Source organism: Blautia massiliensis (ex Liu et al. 2021) (genome assembly GCF_052064225.1).
Classification (GTDB): domain Bacteria; phylum Bacillota; class Clostridia; order Lachnospirales; family Lachnospiraceae; genus Blautia_A; species Blautia_A fusiformis.
This window is the reverse complement of sequence record NZ_JBQHWA010000003.1, coordinates 31,439-50,709: the sequence shown is the minus strand read 5'-3', so window position 1 is coordinate 50,709 and position 19,271 is coordinate 31,439. Positions and strand designations below refer to the sequence as shown.

The 19,271-nt window shown below is 47.2% G+C and carries 15 protein-coding genes and 3 tRNA genes; all 18 read right to left on the bottom strand.

Annotated elements, in window-relative coordinates; translation table 11 throughout:
* Positions 1-277: 277 nt before the first annotated feature.
* Positions 278-1,312 (bottom strand): selenide, water dikinase SelD, encoded by a 1,035-nt coding sequence (gene selD / locus ACTNDQ_RS01585; RefSeq protein WP_330664863.1) that lies wholly within the window; start codon positions 1,310-1,312, stop codon positions 278-280.
* A gap of 215 nt (positions 1,313-1,527) precedes the next feature.
* Positions 1,528-3,195, bottom strand: a complete 1,668-nt coding sequence (locus ACTNDQ_RS01580) for a nucleoside kinase (protein ID WP_288787489.1) — start codon at positions 3,193-3,195, stop codon at positions 1,528-1,530.
* Between the two features lie 148 nt (positions 3,196-3,343).
* Positions 3,344-4,126 (bottom strand): Nif3-like dinuclear metal center hexameric protein, encoded by a 783-nt coding sequence (locus tag ACTNDQ_RS01575; RefSeq protein ID WP_279201478.1) that lies wholly within the window; start codon positions 4,124-4,126, stop codon positions 3,344-3,346.
* Complete coding sequence (locus ACTNDQ_RS01570) at positions 4,113-4,841, bottom strand: tRNA (adenine(22)-N(1))-methyltransferase (protein WP_278796518.1); 729 nt, start codon at positions 4,839-4,841, stop codon at positions 4,113-4,115. Before ACTNDQ_RS01570 ends, ACTNDQ_RS01575 begins: the two co-directional genes overlap by 14 nt.
* Positions 4,834-5,961, bottom strand: coding sequence for an RNA polymerase sigma factor RpoD (gene rpoD / locus ACTNDQ_RS01565; protein ID WP_021651146.1), 1,128 nt, complete (start codon positions 5,959-5,961; stop codon positions 4,834-4,836). Before rpoD ends, ACTNDQ_RS01570 begins: the two co-directional genes overlap by 8 nt.
* 39 nt (positions 5,962-6,000) lie before the next feature.
* Positions 6,001-7,794, bottom strand: a complete 1,794-nt coding sequence (gene dnaG / locus ACTNDQ_RS01560; protein ID WP_441063399.1) for a DNA primase — start codon at positions 7,792-7,794, stop codon at positions 6,001-6,003.
* Between the two features lie 19 nt (positions 7,795-7,813).
* A complete protein-coding gene (locus ACTNDQ_RS01555; RefSeq protein WP_278796519.1) occupies positions 7,814-8,824 on the bottom strand; it encodes a deoxyguanosinetriphosphate triphosphohydrolase in 1,011 nt (336 codons plus the stop codon).
* A 289-nt stretch (positions 8,825-9,113) separates the two neighbouring features.
* Positions 9,114-9,198, bottom strand: a tRNA-Leu gene (locus ACTNDQ_RS01550).
* Positions 9,199-9,225: 27 nt separating this feature from the next.
* Positions 9,226-9,310 (bottom strand) — tRNA-Leu (locus tag ACTNDQ_RS01545).
* Between the two features lie 119 nt (positions 9,311-9,429).
* Complete coding sequence (locus ACTNDQ_RS01540; RefSeq protein WP_441063397.1) at positions 9,430-11,679, bottom strand: leucine-rich repeat protein; 2,250 nt, start codon at positions 11,677-11,679, stop codon at positions 9,430-9,432.
* A gap of 138 nt (positions 11,680-11,817) precedes the next feature.
* A tRNA-Leu gene (locus ACTNDQ_RS01535) sits at positions 11,818-11,902 on the bottom strand.
* A 272-nt stretch (positions 11,903-12,174) separates the two neighbouring features.
* Positions 12,175-12,501, bottom strand: a complete 327-nt coding sequence (locus ACTNDQ_RS01530; protein WP_015525755.1) for a cupin domain-containing protein — start codon at positions 12,499-12,501, stop codon at positions 12,175-12,177.
* Positions 12,502-12,788: 287 nt separating this feature from the next.
* Entirely contained in the window at positions 12,789-14,012 is a 1,224-nt protein-coding gene (locus ACTNDQ_RS01525; protein ID WP_021651140.1) for an LL-diaminopimelate aminotransferase, read from the bottom strand.
* Between the two features lie 6 nt (positions 14,013-14,018).
* A complete protein-coding gene (gatB, locus tag ACTNDQ_RS01520; RefSeq protein ID WP_441063394.1) occupies positions 14,019-15,458 on the bottom strand; it encodes an Asp-tRNA(Asn)/Glu-tRNA(Gln) amidotransferase subunit GatB in 1,440 nt (479 codons plus the stop codon).
* The gene (gatA, locus tag ACTNDQ_RS01515) at positions 15,455-16,927 is read right to left on the bottom strand and encodes an Asp-tRNA(Asn)/Glu-tRNA(Gln) amidotransferase subunit GatA (protein WP_441063392.1); all 1,473 of its coding nucleotides are present in this window, start codon (positions 16,925-16,927) and stop codon (positions 15,455-15,457) included. Before gatA ends, gatB begins: the two co-directional genes overlap by 4 nt.
* A gap of 15 nt (positions 16,928-16,942) precedes the next feature.
* Complete coding sequence (gene gatC, locus ACTNDQ_RS01510; RefSeq protein ID WP_110102034.1) at positions 16,943-17,236, bottom strand: Asp-tRNA(Asn)/Glu-tRNA(Gln) amidotransferase subunit GatC; 294 nt, start codon at positions 17,234-17,236, stop codon at positions 16,943-16,945.
* A gap of 14 nt (positions 17,237-17,250) precedes the next feature.
* Positions 17,251-18,582, bottom strand: coding sequence for an aspartate--tRNA(Asn) ligase (gene aspS / locus ACTNDQ_RS01505; protein WP_441063389.1), 1,332 nt, complete (start codon positions 18,580-18,582; stop codon positions 17,251-17,253).
* Positions 18,583-18,712: 130 nt separating this feature from the next.
* Entirely contained in the window at positions 18,713-19,267 is a 555-nt protein-coding gene (locus ACTNDQ_RS01500; protein ID WP_278796523.1) for an ANTAR domain-containing response regulator, read from the bottom strand.
* Positions 19,268-19,271 lie beyond the last annotated feature (4 nt).

Sequence of the window (19,271 nt, the reverse complement as noted above, 5' to 3'; positions counted from 1 at the left end):
TGATAACTACTTGGGCTGCGGGAGTCAGCGTTATTGCGGCAGGGTCAGCTGTCTGAGCCAACGACGAGTTCTGGCCCTGCCGCAATGCTTTTAGCCGACTCACGGAGTCCTAGTAGTATCCCCCGACGGAGTCCCTGCCCGGACCGATATCCTCTTCCCCAGGCGTCCGCCATCCGCCATCCGTCATTCTGCTTCCACCACTTTCCCCAGCAGTATCCCCCTACGCAACCATCCACTCTGACGTCATCGCCCAAACATTAGTTTGTAAATTAATTTCCTACCGGAGCACCAACGTCCACTCCTGCCGATCCACAACCTCACCGATCACCCCAGCCTGCATACCAGCCTCATCCAGCCGCTTCATGATCTCCGGCACATCCCTCTCCGGAACCGCCGCCAGCAATCCCCCAGAAGTCTGCGGATCAAACACCAGATCCTCCCGCCAGAGCTCTGCCACACTTTTCACTCCGGTTTTCTCAGCAAACTCCCGGTTCCTGTAAGCCCCACCCGGAATCAATCCCATAGAAGCAAACTCCTCCACATCCGGAAGCACCGGCAGCTTCTCCGTATCGATCACAACCGTCCGGTCACTGGCCACAGCCATCTCCGTAGCATGTCCCCCAAGACCAAACCCCGTCACATCCGTACAGGCATGAACCTCAAACTCTTTAAAAACCTCACAGGCGTCCCGGTTCAGTTTCTTCATGGAAGCCAAAACCGCCTTACGTGCACCTTCCGTCACCATCTCCGCCTTGATCGCCGTATTCACGATCCCCGCACCCAGCGCCTTCGTCAGGATCAGCTTATCTCCGGTCTGCGCTCCAAAATTCTTCCAGAACTTCCTCGGATCTACAAAACCCGTCACACTGAGCCCATACTTTGGTGTATCATCCTGGATCGTATGGCCACCGGCAAGAACCGCCCCGGCCTCCATCACCTTATCTGCACCACCACGCAGGATCTCCCCGAGGATCTCCACATCCATATCCTTCGGAAACGTCACAATATTCAAAGCTGTCTTCGGAGTTCCACCCATGGCATATACATCACTCAATGCATTTGCCGCCGCGATCTGCCCGAAATCATAAGGATCATCTGCCACCGGAGTAAAAAAATCCAGTGTCTGGATCAGTGCCAGATCTTCGGAAACCTTATAAACGGCCGCATCGTCCGAAGTGTCCGTTCCAACCAGAAGATCCGGATCGCAGAACTTTGGCAGCCCTCCAAGAACTCCCGCCAGAGTCCCCGGTCCTACCTTAGCTGCACAGCCACAGTTTGGAGCCAGTTTTGTCAGTTGTACTTTTTCTTTCATGATCATTTTCCCTTTCCTTTAAGCCCTGTAAATCCCGTTATCCATCCGCAGCACCACAGAAGACTTTAACTTTTCCGATTCACACTCAAAAGGCTCCACACACCACAGATCCTATGCACAGAGAAATCCTAATCTTCTCATCTTTGTGCCAACCGATATCTGCACTGCATAGAGCCTTATATCTACATATAGCTTTTTTTATTCATACAATTAATTTATACATTAAAACAACTACCGCCAATAAACTCCCTCAGAAGCGAATTAAACGGAACACCCTCACTGGGCACCGGCACAAAATAATCCAGGAACTTCAAAAGCCGCTTCGCCTCCTGATACTCCGGTTCACTCTTGTCAATTCCAAAAAGCAGCGGTTCCGCATAAACCTTCAGGCAGGCAAGCTCATACACAAGAGCTGAATTAAACATCACATCTGCTTCCTCCTGGAACGGAAAAATATTCTGCTCCTCGCCTCTCCGTACAGAAGGCCACCTTGCAATGGTATCCTTTGCGGAAGTTCCACGTGTACGTGCATCACGGACAATCCGACGGATCAGCCTTCCATCCGTTGTGGGGATCCGGTTATGCTCATCAATGTTCAGCTGTGTCAGCGCACTGATATAGATCTTAAACTTACTCTCTTTTGGAAGGGCATAACTCAGCTTGTCATTAAGCCCGTGAATGCCTTCGATGACCAGGATATCATCTTTTCCAAGCTGAAGCTGGTCTCCCCGGTATTCCCTGCATCCGGTCTTGAAATTAAATGTAGGAAGATCCACGGTTTTTCCCGAAAGAAGATTCAGCATATCTTCATTAAACTGCTTCGTGTCAATGGCTTCCAGACACTCATAATTCTTTTCTCCGAATTCATCCAGCGGCGTATGTTCACGATCCACAAAATAGTTATCCACAGCAATGGGATGCGGCTTCAGACCATGAGCAGAAAGCTGAATAGATAATCTGTGAGAAAAACTGGTCTTTCCGGAAGAAGACGGACCTGCGATCATTACGAACTTTACATTGCCCCTTCTCCGGATCTCCTCGGCAATCGAAGAAATCTTGGCCTCATGGAGTGCCTCCTGGATCAGCATCAGGCTCTGCACACCTTTTCTTGTGATCCGGTCATTGAGATCTCCCACAGTGGCAACATCCAGCTTATCGCCCCACTCTTCCGATTCCTTCTGCACATGGAAGATCTTATCCTGGGGTTCAAAAGGCTCCAGCACATCCGGGTTCTTCTGTCTCGGAAGGATCAGCACAAAGCCTTCATCATAAAGCTGCAGATCAAAATACTTCACATAGCCGGTATCTGGTGCCATAAATCCGTAAAAATAATCCTCGAAATTTTCCAGGCTGTAAATATTCACTCTGGAAACCCGCCGATAACGGAACAGTTTTTCTTTATCATACATATGATGCCTGTGGAACATGGAAACGGCATCATCCGTGCTGACACTGCGTTTGCAGATCGGAAGCTTCCGGTCTACCAGTTCCCGCATCCGCACTTTTACCCGGTCAAGAAGCCCCTGATCCAGGGTAGCACTGCCTTTCATGGTAAAATAAAGAGCATTTCCAATAGAATAATGGATCACAACATGATCCACATTCTCTTTTCCAGCTACATCAAAAATTGCCTTCAAAAGAATAAAGATCGCACTTCTCCGATAGGTTTTTCGACCGGCACTGTCCTTTGCGGTTATAAATCCCAGTGTACAGTCATGCTGAAGCTTCTTGTGAAGCTCACGGAGCTTTCCGTTCTCAGTCACAAGGATCACCGGATACTCTGTTTTGCCCTCATAATCCCTTATGATCTTAGAATACGGTGTCATTTTGGGGTATTCCCTTGTTTCTCCGTTTATGGTCACTTTAATCATTGTCTGTTCCATAACGATCCCCTCCACAGGCTTATATATTTATACAGCTACCCGATTTTTCGGACAGCCATGTGTTTCACAATTCATTTTTCCGAAACAGATAATCGTATTCCGCCCCGCTACATATTCATGAATACAAGCACTTTTTTGCAATCCGCTTTTACAAAACAGTATATGGATTTTTCACACTGGCGCAGGTTGTCTTAAGCGCAGAGAATGCCTCATTCAGTTCCTTCTCCATAGCTTCCGCAAAAATATACTCTGTACCGTAATGTCCGGCATCTACGATCGCCAGACCATCTGCCATAGTATCGATGGCAGTATGATAATCAATATCTCCGGTCACATATACATCCGCACCGGCGGCCATTACATCACCGATCATACTCTTTCCGCTTCCTGTACAGATCGCCACAGTCTCGATCTTCCGATCCAGATCACCGTAAACCCGCACATCCGGAAGATGATTGCATTCTTTTACATATTTTCCAAACTCACCAAGAGTCATAACATAGGGAAGCTTTCCCACTCTTCCGAACCCCTCCGGCTGCTCCCCGGATCCATCAGTAACTGTAAGCACCCTTGTATCCTGAAGCTTCAGATGCTCTGCGCTTAAATCTGCCATTCCGATCACATCATAATTGGTATGCATGGCAAAATACGGGATATCCTCCTTTATCAGACGGAGGATCTTTCTTCCGGTAAAGGTATGATTGTTGATCTTTTTGATTCCGGAAAAGATCATTGGGTGATGGGTAAGGATCATATCCGCACCAGCAGCCACCGCCTCATCCAACACCGGTTCCGTAAGATCCAGTGCAAGAAATACATGGGAAATCTCTTTCTGGTCATCTCCCACCAGCAGTCCCACATTATCCCAGTCCTCCGCAAATTTTTGCGGATGGTGCTCATTCAGCCATTCGATCAGTTCATATGCTTTCATATCGTTTCAGAGCTGTATGGATCAGCTCCATTTCCTCCTTTACTTCTGCCAGACGAGTTTTTGCGGAAACAGACTCTGCCCCGGAAAGACCGGCAAGTATTTTCTTACGGATCATTTCCTCCCGGATAAGATACTCTTTAAGGACCGGGTGACATTTTTTCAGAAGGAGAGGTCCAAACCAGGCCTCTTCCTCTGTGTAAACAGTCTTTTCTCCCGAATTGTTACGTACCGCTTTCATCATAGGATAAAATTTTCCGTCTTCTTTTATCATTTCTTCCCTTACGATCTCCCAGCCAATCTCAGAAAGAAAATGCCGGAAATGAGGAAGGTCCGACTGAGGCTGCAGGATCAGTTCCTGAAACCCCTCCCGGACCTTCGCTCCATCCTTTAATATCCTTTCCATCAGAGGACCACCCATTCCCGCGATCACCAGGGTATCACCTTCTCCCGGCTCAAGCTTCGCAAGCCCGTCGCTCAAACGGGTCTCTATGTAATCTTCAAGGCCATAACGGGTAATATTCTCCCTGGCTCTTGAAAGCGGTCCCGGACGTACATCCATGGCAATGGCTGACGGAACTGTCTTTTCACTAACAAGCCAGATCGACAGATAGCCATGGTCACATCCTACGTCTGCCAGCCGTTTTCCTTTTGTTACCATACCGGCAATGGCACGAAGACGCATGGAAAGCTGTACGGATATATTTTTATCAGTCAAGATAATCCTTCAGCTTGCGGCTGCGGCTGGGATGACGCAGCTTGCGCAGAGCTTTTGCCTCGATCTGACGGATACGCTCTCTTGTGACATTGAACTCTTTACCAACTTCCTCCAGAGTTCTGGCACGTCCGTCGTCCAGTCCGAAACGGAGGCGGAGAACCTTCTGTTCACGGTCAGTAAGCGTACTTAAGACTTCTACCAGCTGCTCCTTCAGAAGTGTAAATGCAGCTGCATCTGCAGGTACCGGAACATTATCATCCTGGATGAAATCGCCAAGATGACTGTCTTCCTCCTCACCGATAGGAGTTTCCAGAGATACCGGCTCCTGGGAGATCTTAAGGATCTCACGTACACGGTCTACCGGCATGTCCATCTCCTCAGCGATTTCTTCCGGCGTAGGTTCACGTCCAAGCTCCTGGAGCAGCTGACGGGAAACACGGATCAGCTTGTTGATGGTCTCAACCATATGCACAGGGATACGGATGGTACGCGCCTGATCTGCAATGGCTCTTGTGATAGCCTGACGGATCCACCAGGTTGCATAGGTACTGAACTTGTAGCCTTTTCTGTAATCAAATTTTTCAACAGCTTTGATAAGGCCAAGATTTCCCTCCTGAATCAGGTCGAGGAACAGCATTCCACGTCCAACATAACGCTTTGCAATGCTGACAACAAGACGGAGATTGGCCTCTGCCAGACGTTTCTTGGCAGCTTCATCCCCCTTTTCCATTCTCTTGGCAAGCTCGATCTCCTCATCTGCACTTAACAGACTGACTTTACCGATCTCTTTCAGGTACATACGGACCGGATCCTCGATGCTGACACCTTCCGGTACAGAGAGGTCGATCTTATCAAGCTCTACCTCTTCTTCATCTTCCATCCCATCCATATCCATATCGTTATCAAGGAGGAGTTCGTCACCGCTGTTTTCTGTGATACGGAGAACGTCCACACCGCTGGCCTCCAGGAAGTCAAAAACCTTCTCCATCTGATCCACTTCCAGTGGAGAGTCCTTGAAAAAGTCACTGATTTCCTGATATTCCAGCACATTCTTTTTCTTTTTTGCAAGTTCAAGAAGCTCTACAAGTTTCTCGCTGAATTTTGCCATATTCATTTCCATAGGTGCTCTATACCTCCATATAGTGTTTATATTTTATCCTTAATTGAAAGAAATATGCAGTTGCTGCCTCTTTCTTCCAAGGTCTTCCAGTTCTTTTTTTGCTTTTATCAGTTCCTGAAGCCCGGCCATGTCTGACGGGTCCCAGGTACGGTTTTTTTCTTTGAGGCTTTCTTCCTTGATCCGTAGCAGCGCATCGGAAAAAGCCCTCTGCTGTTCTCTTTCGTTTTCCAGATGGATGGTGGCGTTAAAAAGAGATGCCACCTCCCGCTGCTCCTCACTGTCTGTAAAGGCGTTGAGAAGCTTCCCCGGATTGGTCTCTCCCTCCTTATGCTGTTCAAACAGCATCTGGGCTACCTCTTTATACAGCGGTACCACAAAATCGGAAGGGGAAATGTATTTTTCCACCTGTTCAAAAATACCCGGATAATTCACAAGCCAGGTCAGCATCAGCTTCTGTGCTTTGTCTGCGGCGGATTCCTTTTTCTTTGTTTCCGGAGTCCCGGACTTCGGCTGGATCCGTTTCTCTGCAGGCGTTCCCTTCAAAGCCAGCGTGTTGACCCTTTTCCGGATATCCTCCGTGCCCACTCCATAGCGGCCATATTCCTTTACGATGGCTTCTATATAAAGATTCCTCTCCAGTTCATCGGAAAGCTCCAGAAGCATCCCGGCACACTGCTCAAAAAACTGATTCTGCCCCTGGGGTGCATCCATGGCAAATTCCTGTTCCGCAATGTGCACACGGAACATAAAGCTGTCCATGGCCCGGTCCAGACGTTCCTCAAAGGCCTCCGCTCCTTCGTTCTTGATGAACTCGTCCGGATCCTTCCAGGGCTTCAGGCTTACTACTCTGGACGTGACTCCCGCCTCCCGCAGGATCGGGATCGCACGAAGTGCCGCCCGGATCCCTGCGCCGTCACTGTCATAAAGAAGCAGAACTTCCTTGGTGTAACGTTTCACAAGACTTGCATGTCCGGAGGTCAGTGCAGTTCCAAGCGACGCCACTGCATTGGTAAAGCCTGCCTGATGCATGGCGATCACATCCATATATCCTTCACAGAGGATCAGATAATTCTTTCTGGTGGTTCTGGCCACATTCAGCCCGTAAAGATTCCGGCTCTTATCAAAGATCTTCGTCTCCGGTGAATTCAGGTACTTGGGCTTGCCATCTCCCATGACGCGGCCTCCGAATCCAATGACCCGGTTGTTTACATCCATGATCGGGAAGATCACACGGTTCCAGAACTTATCATACATGCCTCGCCGCTCATCTACATTGAACAGACCGGATTCCCTGAGAAGTTCATCACTGTAGCCCTTACCCTTAAGATATTTGTACAGATCATCACTGTACTTGTCCGAATATCCAAGACCGAATTTACGGATGGTTTCCTCGGAAAGACCTCTTCCTGTCAGATATCCGTAAGCCGTCTTTCCGCCTTCTCTCCGGAGCTGATAATAAAAGTACTGTGCTGCCAGCTTGTTGATCTCCAGAAGATTTGCTCTCTGTTCTGCTTTTTCTCTGGCTTCTCTGGAATACTCGATCTTCGGAAGCTCTACCCCTGCCCGGTCAGCCAGATGTGACAGCGCCTCACCAAACGAGTAATTCTCATATTCCATGATAAAATTGTATACGTTTCCTCCTGCCCCGCAGCCAAAGCAGTAATACATCTGCTTGGATGGTGTTACGGAAAAGGAAGGGGTTTTCTCATTATGGAAGGGACACAGCCCAAAATAGGAACTCCCCCTCCGTGTCAGTTTCACATACTGGGATATCACGTCTACAATGTCATTTTTCATTCGGACTTCTTCTATGATGTCATCTGAATAACGCATGCTTATCCCTCTTTTCCATTTAATAGACCTCCCAGGCTCTCGGTATATAGATCTCCCTGAATTTCTCCATGGAATACTGATCCGTCATTCCCGAAATATAATCACATACTGCCTGTTCCTTAGGTACTCCCCGGTATTCCACCAGTTCCCTGTATTCCCGGGACATTGCCTCCGGATGGTCAGTATAATATCCGTACAGTTCACGCAGCATCTGGATCACTTTATCCTCTTCCTTCCTGGCAACCGGATTCTCATAGACATTCCGGAACATCAGCGCCCGAAGCTCCATCATCGCCTCAAAAACATCCGGCGACATGGAGATGCTGTCTTTCCCCATACTGTTCTCTATAATATTATGTACGAAAGTATTCAGTCGTTCTCTCGTGGTATAGCCCAGAAAAGTTCTCATTGTGACAGGAATATCATCTTCTGTGATGATCCCTGCCCGCTGGGCATCGTCCATATCATGGTGGATATAGGCGATCTTGTCAGAAAAACGTACCACCTGTCCTTCCAGTGTGAAAGGATTTCCGCTGGTGCGGTGATTCATGATCCCATTGCGGACTTCCCAGGTAAGGTTCAGCCCGTTTCCGTTCTTCTCCAGTACTTCCACAACCCGGACGCTCTGCTTATAGTGGGCAAAGCCACCCGGGTGTACCTGATCCAGCGCTCTCTCTCCTGCATGTCCAAAAGGCGTATGCCCCAGATCATGTCCCAAAGCGATGGCTTCCACCAGATCTTCATTTAAGCGAAGTGCCTTGGCAATAGTCCGGGCGATCTGCGATACCTCCAGTGTATGTGTCAGCCTGGTACGGTAATGATCTCCCTGTGGTGCCAGAAACACCTGTGTCTTATCCTTCATACGGCGAAAAGCCTTACAATGAAGGATCCTGTCTCTGTCTCTCTGATACGTTGTCCGCACATCGCATTCCTCTTCCGGGTGCTCCCGGCCTCTGGTATCTGCGCTGTGAGAAGCATAAGGGCTCAAAAGCTCCCGTTCTCTCTGTTCCATGCTCTCTCTGATGTTCATAAGCATTTCCTCCACAGTCTGACAAACAGCGGCGACAAAATACCCTCTGTTAATTATATTCTACACAAAACCACAAATTCCTCTTTTCTGAAAAAATAATTCAAAAAATATTGGAGTTACGGTCTGATCAGCCCTTAAGATGTCCAAAATTATCCTATTGTATATGAAACGAATACAAATATATCACGCAGATCTTCCCATTTCAGCTTCTCACCAGTGCAGGCAGGCAATAATTTACTTTCATATAGCCAAAAACAGAGCTGCGATTCACAGCTCTGTTTTAAAGTCATGCGGAAGATGGGACTTGAACCCACACAAGCGCAATGCTTACAAGATCCTTAGTCTTGCTCGTCTGCCAGTTCCGACACTTCCGCATATCGCATTTCATTGGAAATTTCCAATGCGGAAGATGGGACTTGAACCCACACGAGCGCAATGCTCACAAGATCCTTAGTCTTGCTCGTCTGCCAGTTCCGACACTTCCGCATGACCGCATTTCCTTGGGATTTTTTATTTTCTCCCTCGCGACAAGTGATAGTATAGCAAAGTGGATCTTGTATGTCAACACCTTTTTTCAAAAGTTTTCTATTTTTTCGGTTTTTCTGTTATTTTGTCACGATTATCTTTGGTCCGGCACCCTTTGCACGGAGGAGTTTTTTGTATGCACTTACCCTGGAAGCCGGTACTTTAAATCTGCAGTTGGAACGGATTCCCTTAAATGCATTGGCTCCGGTCTTCGCTGTCGTAAGCTTTGTGCCGAAGATCGTTACATTGGAGAGTTTATTGCAGCCGTAGAAGGCTTTCGCACCTACTGTCATTATATTCGCTCCGATTTTCACTGTTGTCAGTTTCTTCGCTCCGGACATTGCAGAGGTGCCAATGGCTGTTACACGAAAGCTCTTTCCACCAATCTTTACTGTCGTCGGGATCGTAAGGGCCTTTCTTGCTGCCTTGTCCGTAGCTCCGGTAAAGACTACGGTTCCCTTGCCGGATGTGTCTGCATTGGATATCTTATATTTCAGCCTGCTGACTGTATAGACTGCGTTTTTCTGAACCGTGATCCGGAATTTTTTTGTAACAGAACCGTTATATTTTCCTTTTCCTTTGATAGTAACGGATGCAGTTCCGATGTTTTTATTATTCTCCCAGGTAAGGGTGTAATCCCTGCCATTTACAAGCTTCTTACCGCCGTAGGTTATGGTGAGTGCCTGGGTCAGCGGCTTTCCGGTAAAGGCTCTGGTCTTAAGCGTGGATATCTTTGTTTTGCTGATATTGGTAACCGCTGCAGTCTGTCCACCAATGGAAACAAATTTCACATCTTTAAAAAATACATGATATAAATTTTCACTTTGATGCATTCTCTTTACATATCGTTCCGCTGCCGAGCCTGTATAGCCTTCTACTGTAAAACCACCGGGAATAACTTCCTCTGCACCATTTCCCCTGTTATAACGTATTCCTAATGCCAGTCCACCAATATCTGTAACTGATTTCGGAATACGGATCTTTTTCAGCTTAAGGCAATCATGAAACGCCCCATCTTTGATCTTCGTCAGTCCCTCATGTAAGGTCACACTGGTCAGCCCGGTATTGCGAAATGTGTCAGGCTCGATCTGCTTCAGACCGGCAGGTATGTCAATCTTATCCAAGGATGTACAATCTCTGAATGCATCTATCCCTATTTTATTTAACTGAGACGGAAGCTGGATCTGTGCCAGATTTTCGCAACTGCTAAAGGCGCCATTACCCAGCTCTTTTAATTGAGATGGAAGCTGGACCTGTTCCAGATTTTTGCAGTTACAAAATGCATACGCTCCTATCAGCGTCAGTTTTTCCGGAAGCTGGATATTTCTGAGTCCGGTCTCGAAAAATGCATACTTTTCTATTTCTGTTACGGAATCCGGTAACGCAATAGAACTCAGCGCACTGCAGCCGGAAAACATATCGACGCTGATCTTTTTCAGTGCTACGTTCTCAAATATTACCGATTCAAGGCTACTGCAGCCTTTAAAGACATATTCTCCAACTGACAGGATTCCGTTTTTCAGTATTACCTCTTTCAGTCCGGTACATTTTTCAAACATATATCTCGGCACATCCACAGCACCGGATATCACGATATTCTCTATATTGTCAAGACCGTCAAAACAAAATTCCGGAAGGTTCATCCCCGGATCTCCATTGATCTCCAGCTCCTTGATACAGGTTTTCAGATTTCTCATACTGAACTCATCAAAACCGGTGATTCCCTTCCCGATCACCAGCTTGTTTACTCCGGAAAAATCAATACCTGCATTCTTCAAAGCACTTTCCGATACCTCATTTTCTGTCAGCTCCGTGTTATTTCCCGTAATGGTCAGTGTTCCATTCCCGTCCAGTACCCACGTAAATTTTCCGTCAGAGTATTCTGCTGACGCCTGCACTGCATCCTTCGTTCCATCATCAAAAGCTGCGTTTTCTTCTGCCTGTTCGCATTCCTCCAACGCTTCCGCTCCATCCATTGCTGCTTCCGAATCCTCCAGGTTTTCCTCTTCCGCAATACTCTCTGGTGCTTCTTCACCAGGCTCCATTACGCCGGTTTCCGCATTCTCCTGTACGTTGTTCCCGGTATCTGGCTTGTCTGTATCTGTGGTTTCCTGTTCCTCTGTAGCAGCTGATCCATCTGCAATCTCTGCTTCCACCTCTGCAGAATCTTCTTGATCTGAGGATGCAGTATCTCCACTTTCTTCCCAAAATGATGCTTCCACATTCTCTGTTTCCATTTCTGCCGCCACTGTCAGCTCCGCCGGAGTCAGTGCCAGACTTGCCGCTACAAGTACGACCATGATCTTTTTTCCTGCACTTTTTCTTCTCATATGACTATGCTCCTTCCGTTTTCTTCTATCATATCATATAAACATGATATATTCTATCCGGATTTCTTTTTTACAGATATTTTTAGGTAGCAAAAAAACCTGCATCCGTTTCCAGATGCAGGTTTCCTAAATAAAAAATGCGGAAGATGGGACTTGAACCCACACGAGCGCAATGCTCACAAGATCCTTAGTCTTGCTCGTCTGCCAGTTCCGACACTTCCGCATATCGCATTTCTTCGGGATTCTTTATCTTCTCCCTCGCGACAAGTGATAGTATAGCAAAGTGCTTTTTGTATGTCAACAGTTTTTTTTCTAAAAAATCCAAAAATATTTTTTGTTTATACAATTAATACATTTCGTTTAATAACAATCTGAGACAGAGAATCTTTCATCCCAGAATTTATACTCCGACACAGGTTACGCCTCAGTCGTAAAAAGAGCAGCCTCTTCACAAAGGCCGCCCTTCTGTCTCACTTCTGTTTTTTTCTATATGAATCAGTCAAAAATGATCAGTGCCATGAACACAAGATCTGTGTCGCCTGTATTGGTAAGACCGTGTCCTTTTCCATCTGGTGTGATGGTGATGTCGCCGGCCTTTACCGGGCGTTTCACGCCGTTATCGTCGTACTCGCCTTCACCGCTTAAGATATAATAGGTTTCTGTCTCGCCATGATGCTCATGGTATCCCAGAGAACATCCTTTTTCGATGGTAACCTGTGCGTAAAGTCCGCATTTTCCCTTCAGCTCGTCTCCCTCAAGAATGTCTTTGATGATCACATGGCCTTTACCGCCGCACATATTTTCTACTCTTCTGATACCCATGATAAAATCCCCTTTCGTGATTGCGTAAATTTGTGAAATTTTATGAACACAGACTTTCTGCGGCCTGTGCCTTACTTCCTGTACAATTATAAATGATATGATAAATTTTCGCAATCCTTATTGTTATTTTCGCAAATTAACTTACAGACAAATTTTTCCCGCTGTTTATTGCTTTTCGCAACCCTGTCTGGAGCTTCTATTCGCAATTGAAGCAGGATACTTCTTTGATCCGGTAAAAAAACGAAGCAGCTCTTTTCCAAAGACCTGCTCCGCAATTTATACTCATATTACAGATTTTTAATTCTCTCGATTGCTTCCAGTGTATTCTCATAGCTTCCGAATGCTGTCAGACGGAAATATCCCTCACCATGTGCACCAAAGCCTGAACCTGGTGTTCCTACGATGTGTGCTTTCTCAAGGAGATAATCAAAGAACTCCCAGGAGGTCATCTGATCCGGTGTTTTCAGCCAGATATATGGAGCATTTTTTCCACCGGACACGGAAAATCCTGCTGCGGAAAGTCCCTCCAGGATCGTCTTTGCATTACGCATGTAATAAGCGATCTGCTCCTTCAGCTGTGCTTTTCCCTCCGGAGAGTAAACAGCCTCGCCTGCTCTCTGTACAATGTACGGAGCACCGTTAAACTTGGTTCCGTGGCGTCTTGCCCAGAGACTGTGAAGCTCTACGCCATCACGCACCAGTTCCTTCGGGACAACGGTAAAGCCAAGACGAACGCCTGTAAAGCCAGCATTTTTGGAAAAGCTTCGAAGCTCGATGGCACAGGTTCTCGCACCCTCGCACTCATAAATGCTGTGCGGGACATCCTCCTCGGAAATATATGCCTCATATGCTGCATCATAGATGATCACGCAGCCGTTTTTGTTGGCGTAGTCGACCCACTCCTGAAGAGCTGCCTTTGTGATCGCACCACCGGTGGGATTGTTCGGGAAGCAGAGATAGATCAGATCCGGTACCTCATCTGCCGGGATCTCCGGAAGGAAACCATTCTCCTCTTTGCAGGGCATGTAGATCACACCGTCAAAATTCTCTCTCTCCTTGTTATACAGACCAGTACGTCCGGCCATAACGTTGGTATCTACATATACAGGATAAACCGGGTCGCAGACCGCAACCTTGTTATCCAGTCCGAAAATCTCCTGGATGTTTCCGGAATCACTTTTTGCTCCATCGGAAACAAAAATCTCGTCTGCGCTGATGTCGCAGCCTCTGGACTGATAATCATTTTTTGCAATGGCACTTCTTAAGAACTCATATCCGAGATCCGGAGCATATCCGTGAAAGGTTTCTGCGTGTGCCATCTCGTCTACGGATTTATGAAGGGCATCGATGATCGCCGGTGCAAGCGGCTGTGTCACGTCACCGATTCCAAGACTGATCACAGAATCCTTAAATTCCGGATTGGCCTCCTTATATGCGCTTACCTTCTTTGCGATATTGGAAAACAGATAGCTTCCCGGAAGTTTTAAATAATTCTGATTTACTGTAACCATAGTATTTTATCTCCTTCTCTCAATTTCCTCTGCCAGTGCTTTTCTGACGCTGTCAGGATTTGCCTTGCCTTTCAGTTCTCTCATCAGCTGTCCTACGAAAAATCCCATAACCTTATCCTTGCCGCCCAGAAGCTCTGCCAGCGGTCCAGGGTTTGCATCTACGATCTTTTTCACAGTTTCGGTGAGAAGTCCTGTATCTTCTACGATCTTAAGACCATTCTCTTCTATATATACAACCGGATCAATATCCTCGTCAAACACTTTTTCAAATACTTTCTTGGCATTCTGTGCGCTGACCTCTTTTTTCTCCACCATGGAAAGAAGTTCTGCCAGATGCTTCGGGGTAAAGCTTACGCTTTCCGGGTCAAGGCCCTTGTCCTTTGTCAGGCGGAGAACCTCCACCATAAACCAGTTTGCCACCTTTTTCGGGTTTCCGAGAAGAACTGCTGTCTCCTCAAAAAGTCCTGCCAGATGTCTGGATTCGGTCAGGATCCCTGCATCATAAGCCGGAAGCTCATACTCCTTCTGATAACGCTCCATCTTGGCTTCACGAAGCTCCGGAATGGAAGTACGCAGCTCTTCGATCCATGCATCGGAAATGTGGATCGGCGGAAGATCCGGGTCCGGGAAGTAACGGTAATCCTTTGCATCCTCCTTGGAACGCATAGCATGGGAAGACTCTTTGTTATCGTCCCATCTTCTTGTCTCCTGTACAACGGCTCTTCCTTCTTCCAGAAGCTCGATCTGACGTTCTCTCTCTCCTTCGATTGCTCTCGCAATGGCCTTGAAGGAGTTCAGGTTCTTCATCTCTGTTCTTGTTCCGAAGGTCTCACTTCCCACCTCACGGACAGAAAGGTTGACATCGGCACGCATGGAGCCCTCCTGGAGCTTACAGTCAGAAACTCCAAGATACTGCATGGTGCAGCGGAGCTTTTCCAGATATGCGATAACCTCCTCGGAGCTTCTCATATCCGGCTCGGATACGATCTCGATCAGCGGTACCCCGCTTCGGTTGTAGTCAACCAGGGAGCAGTCTTCCCACTCATCATGGATCAGCTTACCGGCATCCTCCTCCATATGCATCTCATGGATACGTACAGTCTTTTTGCCTGCGGAAGTCTCGATCTCAACAGCTCCGTCATAGCAGATCGGCAGATACAGCTGAGAGATCTGATAGTTCTGGGGGTTATCCGGGTAAAAATAGTTCTTACGGTCAAACTTACAGTACTGATGGATATGACAGTTTGCCGCAAGACCTGCCTTGATGGCAAACTCTACCACTTTTTTGTTGAGGACCGGAAGAGAGCCCGGCATACCGGTGCAGACCGGGCAGGTATGTGTATTTGGTGCGCCTCCGAATTCTGTGGAGCATCCGCAGAAGATCTTTGTTTTTGTGGCAAGCTCCACATGCACCTCAAGTCCTATGACTGTCTCATACTGTTTCATGCCTTTTCTCCCCCTTCCATTGCTGTTCCGAAATCACCGCGTTTTTTCTCATAGGCGTGTGCTGCGCGGAACAGGTTGTTTTCTTTGAAGCAGTCACCGATCATCTGGATTCCGATTGGAAGTCCTGCTGCGTCTTTTCCGCATGGAACTGTGATTCCGGGAAGTCCGCACAGGTTTACTGCTACCGTATAAATATCGCCAAGATACATGGCAAGAGGATCTTTCAGGCTCTCTCCCAGCTTCGGCGCCGTAAATGGTGATGCCGGGGCAAGAAGAACGTCATATTTGGAAAAGGCCTGATCAAATTCCTTTTTGATAAGGGCTTTTGTGCGAAGTGCTTTCAGATAGTAAGCATCGTAGTAACCGGAGCTTAACACAAATGAGCCAAGCATGATACGGCGCTTTACTTCCTCGCCGAAACCTTCAGTCCTTGTCTTCTTGTACATATCATGAAGTCCCTCGTAGTCTTTTGCACGAAAACCGTACTTCACACCGTCAAAGCGCTCCAGATTGGAGCTGGCCTCTGCGCTGGCAATGATGTAGTAAGCAGGGATCATATATTCTGTTGTCTTCATGGAGAAAAATTCTACGACTGCACCCATCTCGGTAAGGCTTTTCAGCGTATTCATAAAGGCCTCTTTTACCTCCGGGTTCAGGCCCTCGGAAAGATATTCCTTCGGCACACCGAATTTCATTCCCACGATCTTATCTGTCATGGAAGAGGAGAAAGCAAGATCCTCTCTCTTCATGGAAGTGCTGTCTTTTGCATCGTGTCCGGCAATGATCTCAAGGAGTGCCGCACAGTCCGCAACATCTTTTCCAACCGGTCCGATCTGGTCCAGAGAGGATGCGTAGGCAACCAGTCCGTAACGGGATACTGTACCATAGGTCGGTTTGATTCCGGTAACACCGCAGTAGGAACTTGGCTGACGGATGGAACCGCCGGTATCGGAGCCAAGTGCCAGGTAAGTTTCCCCTGCTGCCACTGCCGCACAGGAACCGCCGGAAGATCCGCCCGGAACATGCTCCAGATCCCACGGGTTTCTGGTGACGCCGTAAGCGGATGTCTCTGTGGTACTTCCCATGGCGAACTCATCCATGTTTGTCTTTCCGATGATCACAAGACCTGCCTGTTCCAGACGGTCAATAACCTCGGCATTGTACTGCGGCACAAAATTCTCAAGGATCTTCGATGCACAGGTAGTTGTTTTTCCCTTGATGCAGATATTATCCTTAATTGCAATAGGTACACCGGCAAGAGGTCCTGTATAGGTTCCATCCTCAATGCCCTTCTGCACCTCTTTTGCTCTTGCATAGGCTTCTTTTTTGTAAGTATCAAGATAAGCGTGGACCTTGTCCTCTTTTGCTTCGATCTGATCAAATACGTATTTCACACCGTCCAGGACGCTTATCTGATGCTGCTTGATCTTTTCCGCAAGCTGTAATGCGGTTAATTTTCCCAAATCCATGTCCTGTCTCCTGTCTTATCCAATTGTTTTCGGAACCTGATACTGGTTTTCTTTCTGTTTCGGTGCATTGGCAAGCATCGCCTCATGATTGTCTCCGTTTGTCACAATATCTTCACGAAATACATTTTCGTCCTCAAAAATATGGGACATGGGCTCTACGGAAGAGGTGTCAAGCTCATCCAGCTTGTCTACATAGTCCAGCATCTTCTGCATGTCCTCTTTTGCTTTTTCCTTTTCATCCTCTGTCAGAGAAAGCTTTGCAAGGATGCAGACATTTTCCATTGTTTCATCATCGATTATCTTTGCCATCTTTTTTCTCCTTATTACGGCTCAAGTCTGTTCATATCACGTGGGAACAGACAGGTCTCACGAACGTTTTCTTCTCCGAGGATCTGCATGGTAAGACGTTCCAGTCCGATTCCAAGTCCTCCATGAGGCGGCATTCCATGCTTGAAGGTATCCAGGTACTGCTCCATACCCTCTTCATCCATACCACGGGCTGCGATCTTATCCTTCAGCATCTGATAATCATGGATACGCTGTCCGCCTGTAGTTACCTCAAGTCCCTTGAACAGAAGGTCAAAGCTTAATGTAAATTTCTCATCTGACGGATCATCCATTGCGTAGAACGGACGCTTCTTAGACGGATAATGTGTGACAAAAACAAAATCAGCATCATATTCTTCTTTGAAATATCTTCCAATCAGCGCTTCTTCCTCCGGCTCCAGATCATATGGGTTGCGGATCTTACGATTATATTTTTCAGCTACCAGCTCTTTGGCCTTGTCAAAACGTACTGCCGGGATCTTGTCCACCTTCGGAAGCTCCACCTTCAGAATGGAAAGCTCATGAGCGTAGTCTTTCTTAAGAAGTTCTACCGCATACTGGAGAAATCCGGTTTCCATCTCTATGATATCCTCAAATCCGTTGATATAGCCCATCTCAAAATCAAGGCTTGTATATTCATTCAGATGACGTTTTGTGTTATGCTTCTCTGCACGGAATACAGGGCCGGTCTCAAATACACGGTCAAAAACACCTACCATCATCTGTTTATAAAACTGCGGGCTCTGTGCCAGAACTGCCGGTTTATGGAAATAACTCAGCTTGAACAGGTTTGCACCACCCTCTGCACCTCTGGCTCCGATCTTCGGTGTGTGGATCTCGGTGAACCCCTTCTCATAGAGATAATCACGAAATGCCCGCACCAGAGCCTCCTGGATCTTGAATTTTGCACGCTCCTGCACATTACGCAGGGCAATAGGACGATAATTCAGCTTTGCCTCCAGGGAAGTGTTCAGCTTCCATTTGTCGATGGCCAGCGGAAGAGGCTCTGCAGGTGAGGAAAGGATCTCCACATGGCTGATGCGGAGTTCTCTTCCGTGAGGCGCTCTTTCTTCCTCATGAAGAGTTCCTGTGAGGCGCACACACATCGCCTCCTTCAGATCATGAATGGAAACATTTGTCTTGTCGTTTTCATATACGGTCTGAAAAAGCCCTTCTTTTTTTCGAAGTATCACAAATGCCACGTCACCCATATTACGGATGCTGTGTATTGCACCTTCCACTGTTGCTTCCTGGTCTTTCATGCTCTCAGAAAGAAGCACATCCCAGGCACATTCTCTAGTCTTACAGATTCCATCCATAAATTCCATTCCCTCATCCTCCAATTCAAAGTAGTTTCACCGAATCAGGAAATCCCCTGCGGAATTTTCCCCGATCCGGTGTGATATCAGGCATTCAGAACAGATCATTCCTGTCCGCTCTGCTGTTTTTTGTTGTTTTTTACACAGAATCATATAAAAGCATCAGAACCATCTGGGCCGTCTCAACCATATTGGTTCCGGAATCCATACTGCATTTCTGAATATAGCGGTATGCGTCATCCTCGCTCAGGTGATTTCTTTCCATTAAAAGCATCTTTGCATTTGAAATATAATTCTGTTCTTTCCATGAACGCTGCTTCGGCTTTTTCTTATCTTTTTTCCAGCGCCTTTCGATCTGGGAAAGCATCATGCTTACCGTATTTACCAGATCTCCGACTTTCAGAGGCATTCCCACGCATAAAATGGATGTTGGCGCCTCACTGATCACTCCCTGGGAGGCCATAAGCAGCATTTCAAAATAATCCGGCATATAGTCCAGAAGATCACGGTAGTACATATCCTGAAGATGATAACCGCAAAGCAGAACGCCGCCATCAAGCTCCGAAATACTGGCAAGGGCATTGGCACCTGAATTGCATACTGCCGCCACCGTGAATCCATATCGGTTAAGGACTGTGCGGATCTTTTTTGCATCTTCTATTTTCGGTAATGCAATCACGATACTCGTGTTCATAAGC

Coding starts and splice junctions, on each gene's coding strand:
- selD (WP_330664863.1), bottom strand. CDS start 1,312: ATGAAAGAAAAAGTACAACTGACAAAACTGGCTCCAAACTGTGGCTGT.
- ACTNDQ_RS01540 (WP_441063397.1), bottom strand. CDS start 11,679: ATGAGAAGAAAAAGTGCAGGAAAAAAGATCATGGTCGTACTTGTAGCG.
- ACTNDQ_RS01555 (WP_278796519.1), bottom strand. CDS start 8,824: ATGAACATCAGAGAGAGCATGGAACAGAGAGAACGGGAGCTTTTGAGC.
- gatB (WP_441063394.1), bottom strand. CDS start 15,458: ATGAAACAGTATGAGACAGTCATAGGACTTGAGGTGCATGTGGAGCTT.
- ACTNDQ_RS01580 (WP_288787489.1), bottom strand. CDS start 3,195: ATGGAACAGACAATGATTAAAGTGACCATAAACGGAGAAACAAGGGAA.
- gatC (WP_110102034.1), bottom strand. CDS start 17,236: ATGGCAAAGATAATCGATGATGAAACAATGGAAAATGTCTGCATCCTT.
- ACTNDQ_RS01530 (WP_015525755.1), bottom strand. CDS start 12,501: ATGGGTATCAGAAGAGTAGAAAATATGTGCGGCGGTAAAGGCCATGTG.
- aspS (WP_441063389.1), bottom strand. CDS start 18,582: ATGGAATTTATGGATGGAATCTGTAAGACTAGAGAATGTGCCTGGGAT.
- dnaG (WP_441063399.1), bottom strand. CDS start 7,794: ATGCGTTATTCAGATGACATCATAGAAGAAGTCCGAATGAAAAATGAC.
- gatA (WP_441063392.1), bottom strand. CDS start 16,927: ATGGATTTGGGAAAATTAACCGCATTACAGCTTGCGGAAAAGATCAAG.
- ACTNDQ_RS01500 (WP_278796523.1), bottom strand. CDS start 19,267: ATGAACACGAGTATCGTGATTGCATTACCGAAAATAGAAGATGCAAAA.
- ACTNDQ_RS01575 (WP_279201478.1), bottom strand. CDS start 4,126: ATGAAAGCATATGAACTGATCGAATGGCTGAATGAGCACCATCCGCAA.
- rpoD (WP_021651146.1), bottom strand. CDS start 5,961: ATGGAAATGAATATGGCAAAATTCAGCGAGAAACTTGTAGAGCTTCTT.
- ACTNDQ_RS01525 (WP_021651140.1), bottom strand. CDS start 14,012: ATGGTTACAGTAAATCAGAATTATTTAAAACTTCCGGGAAGCTATCTG.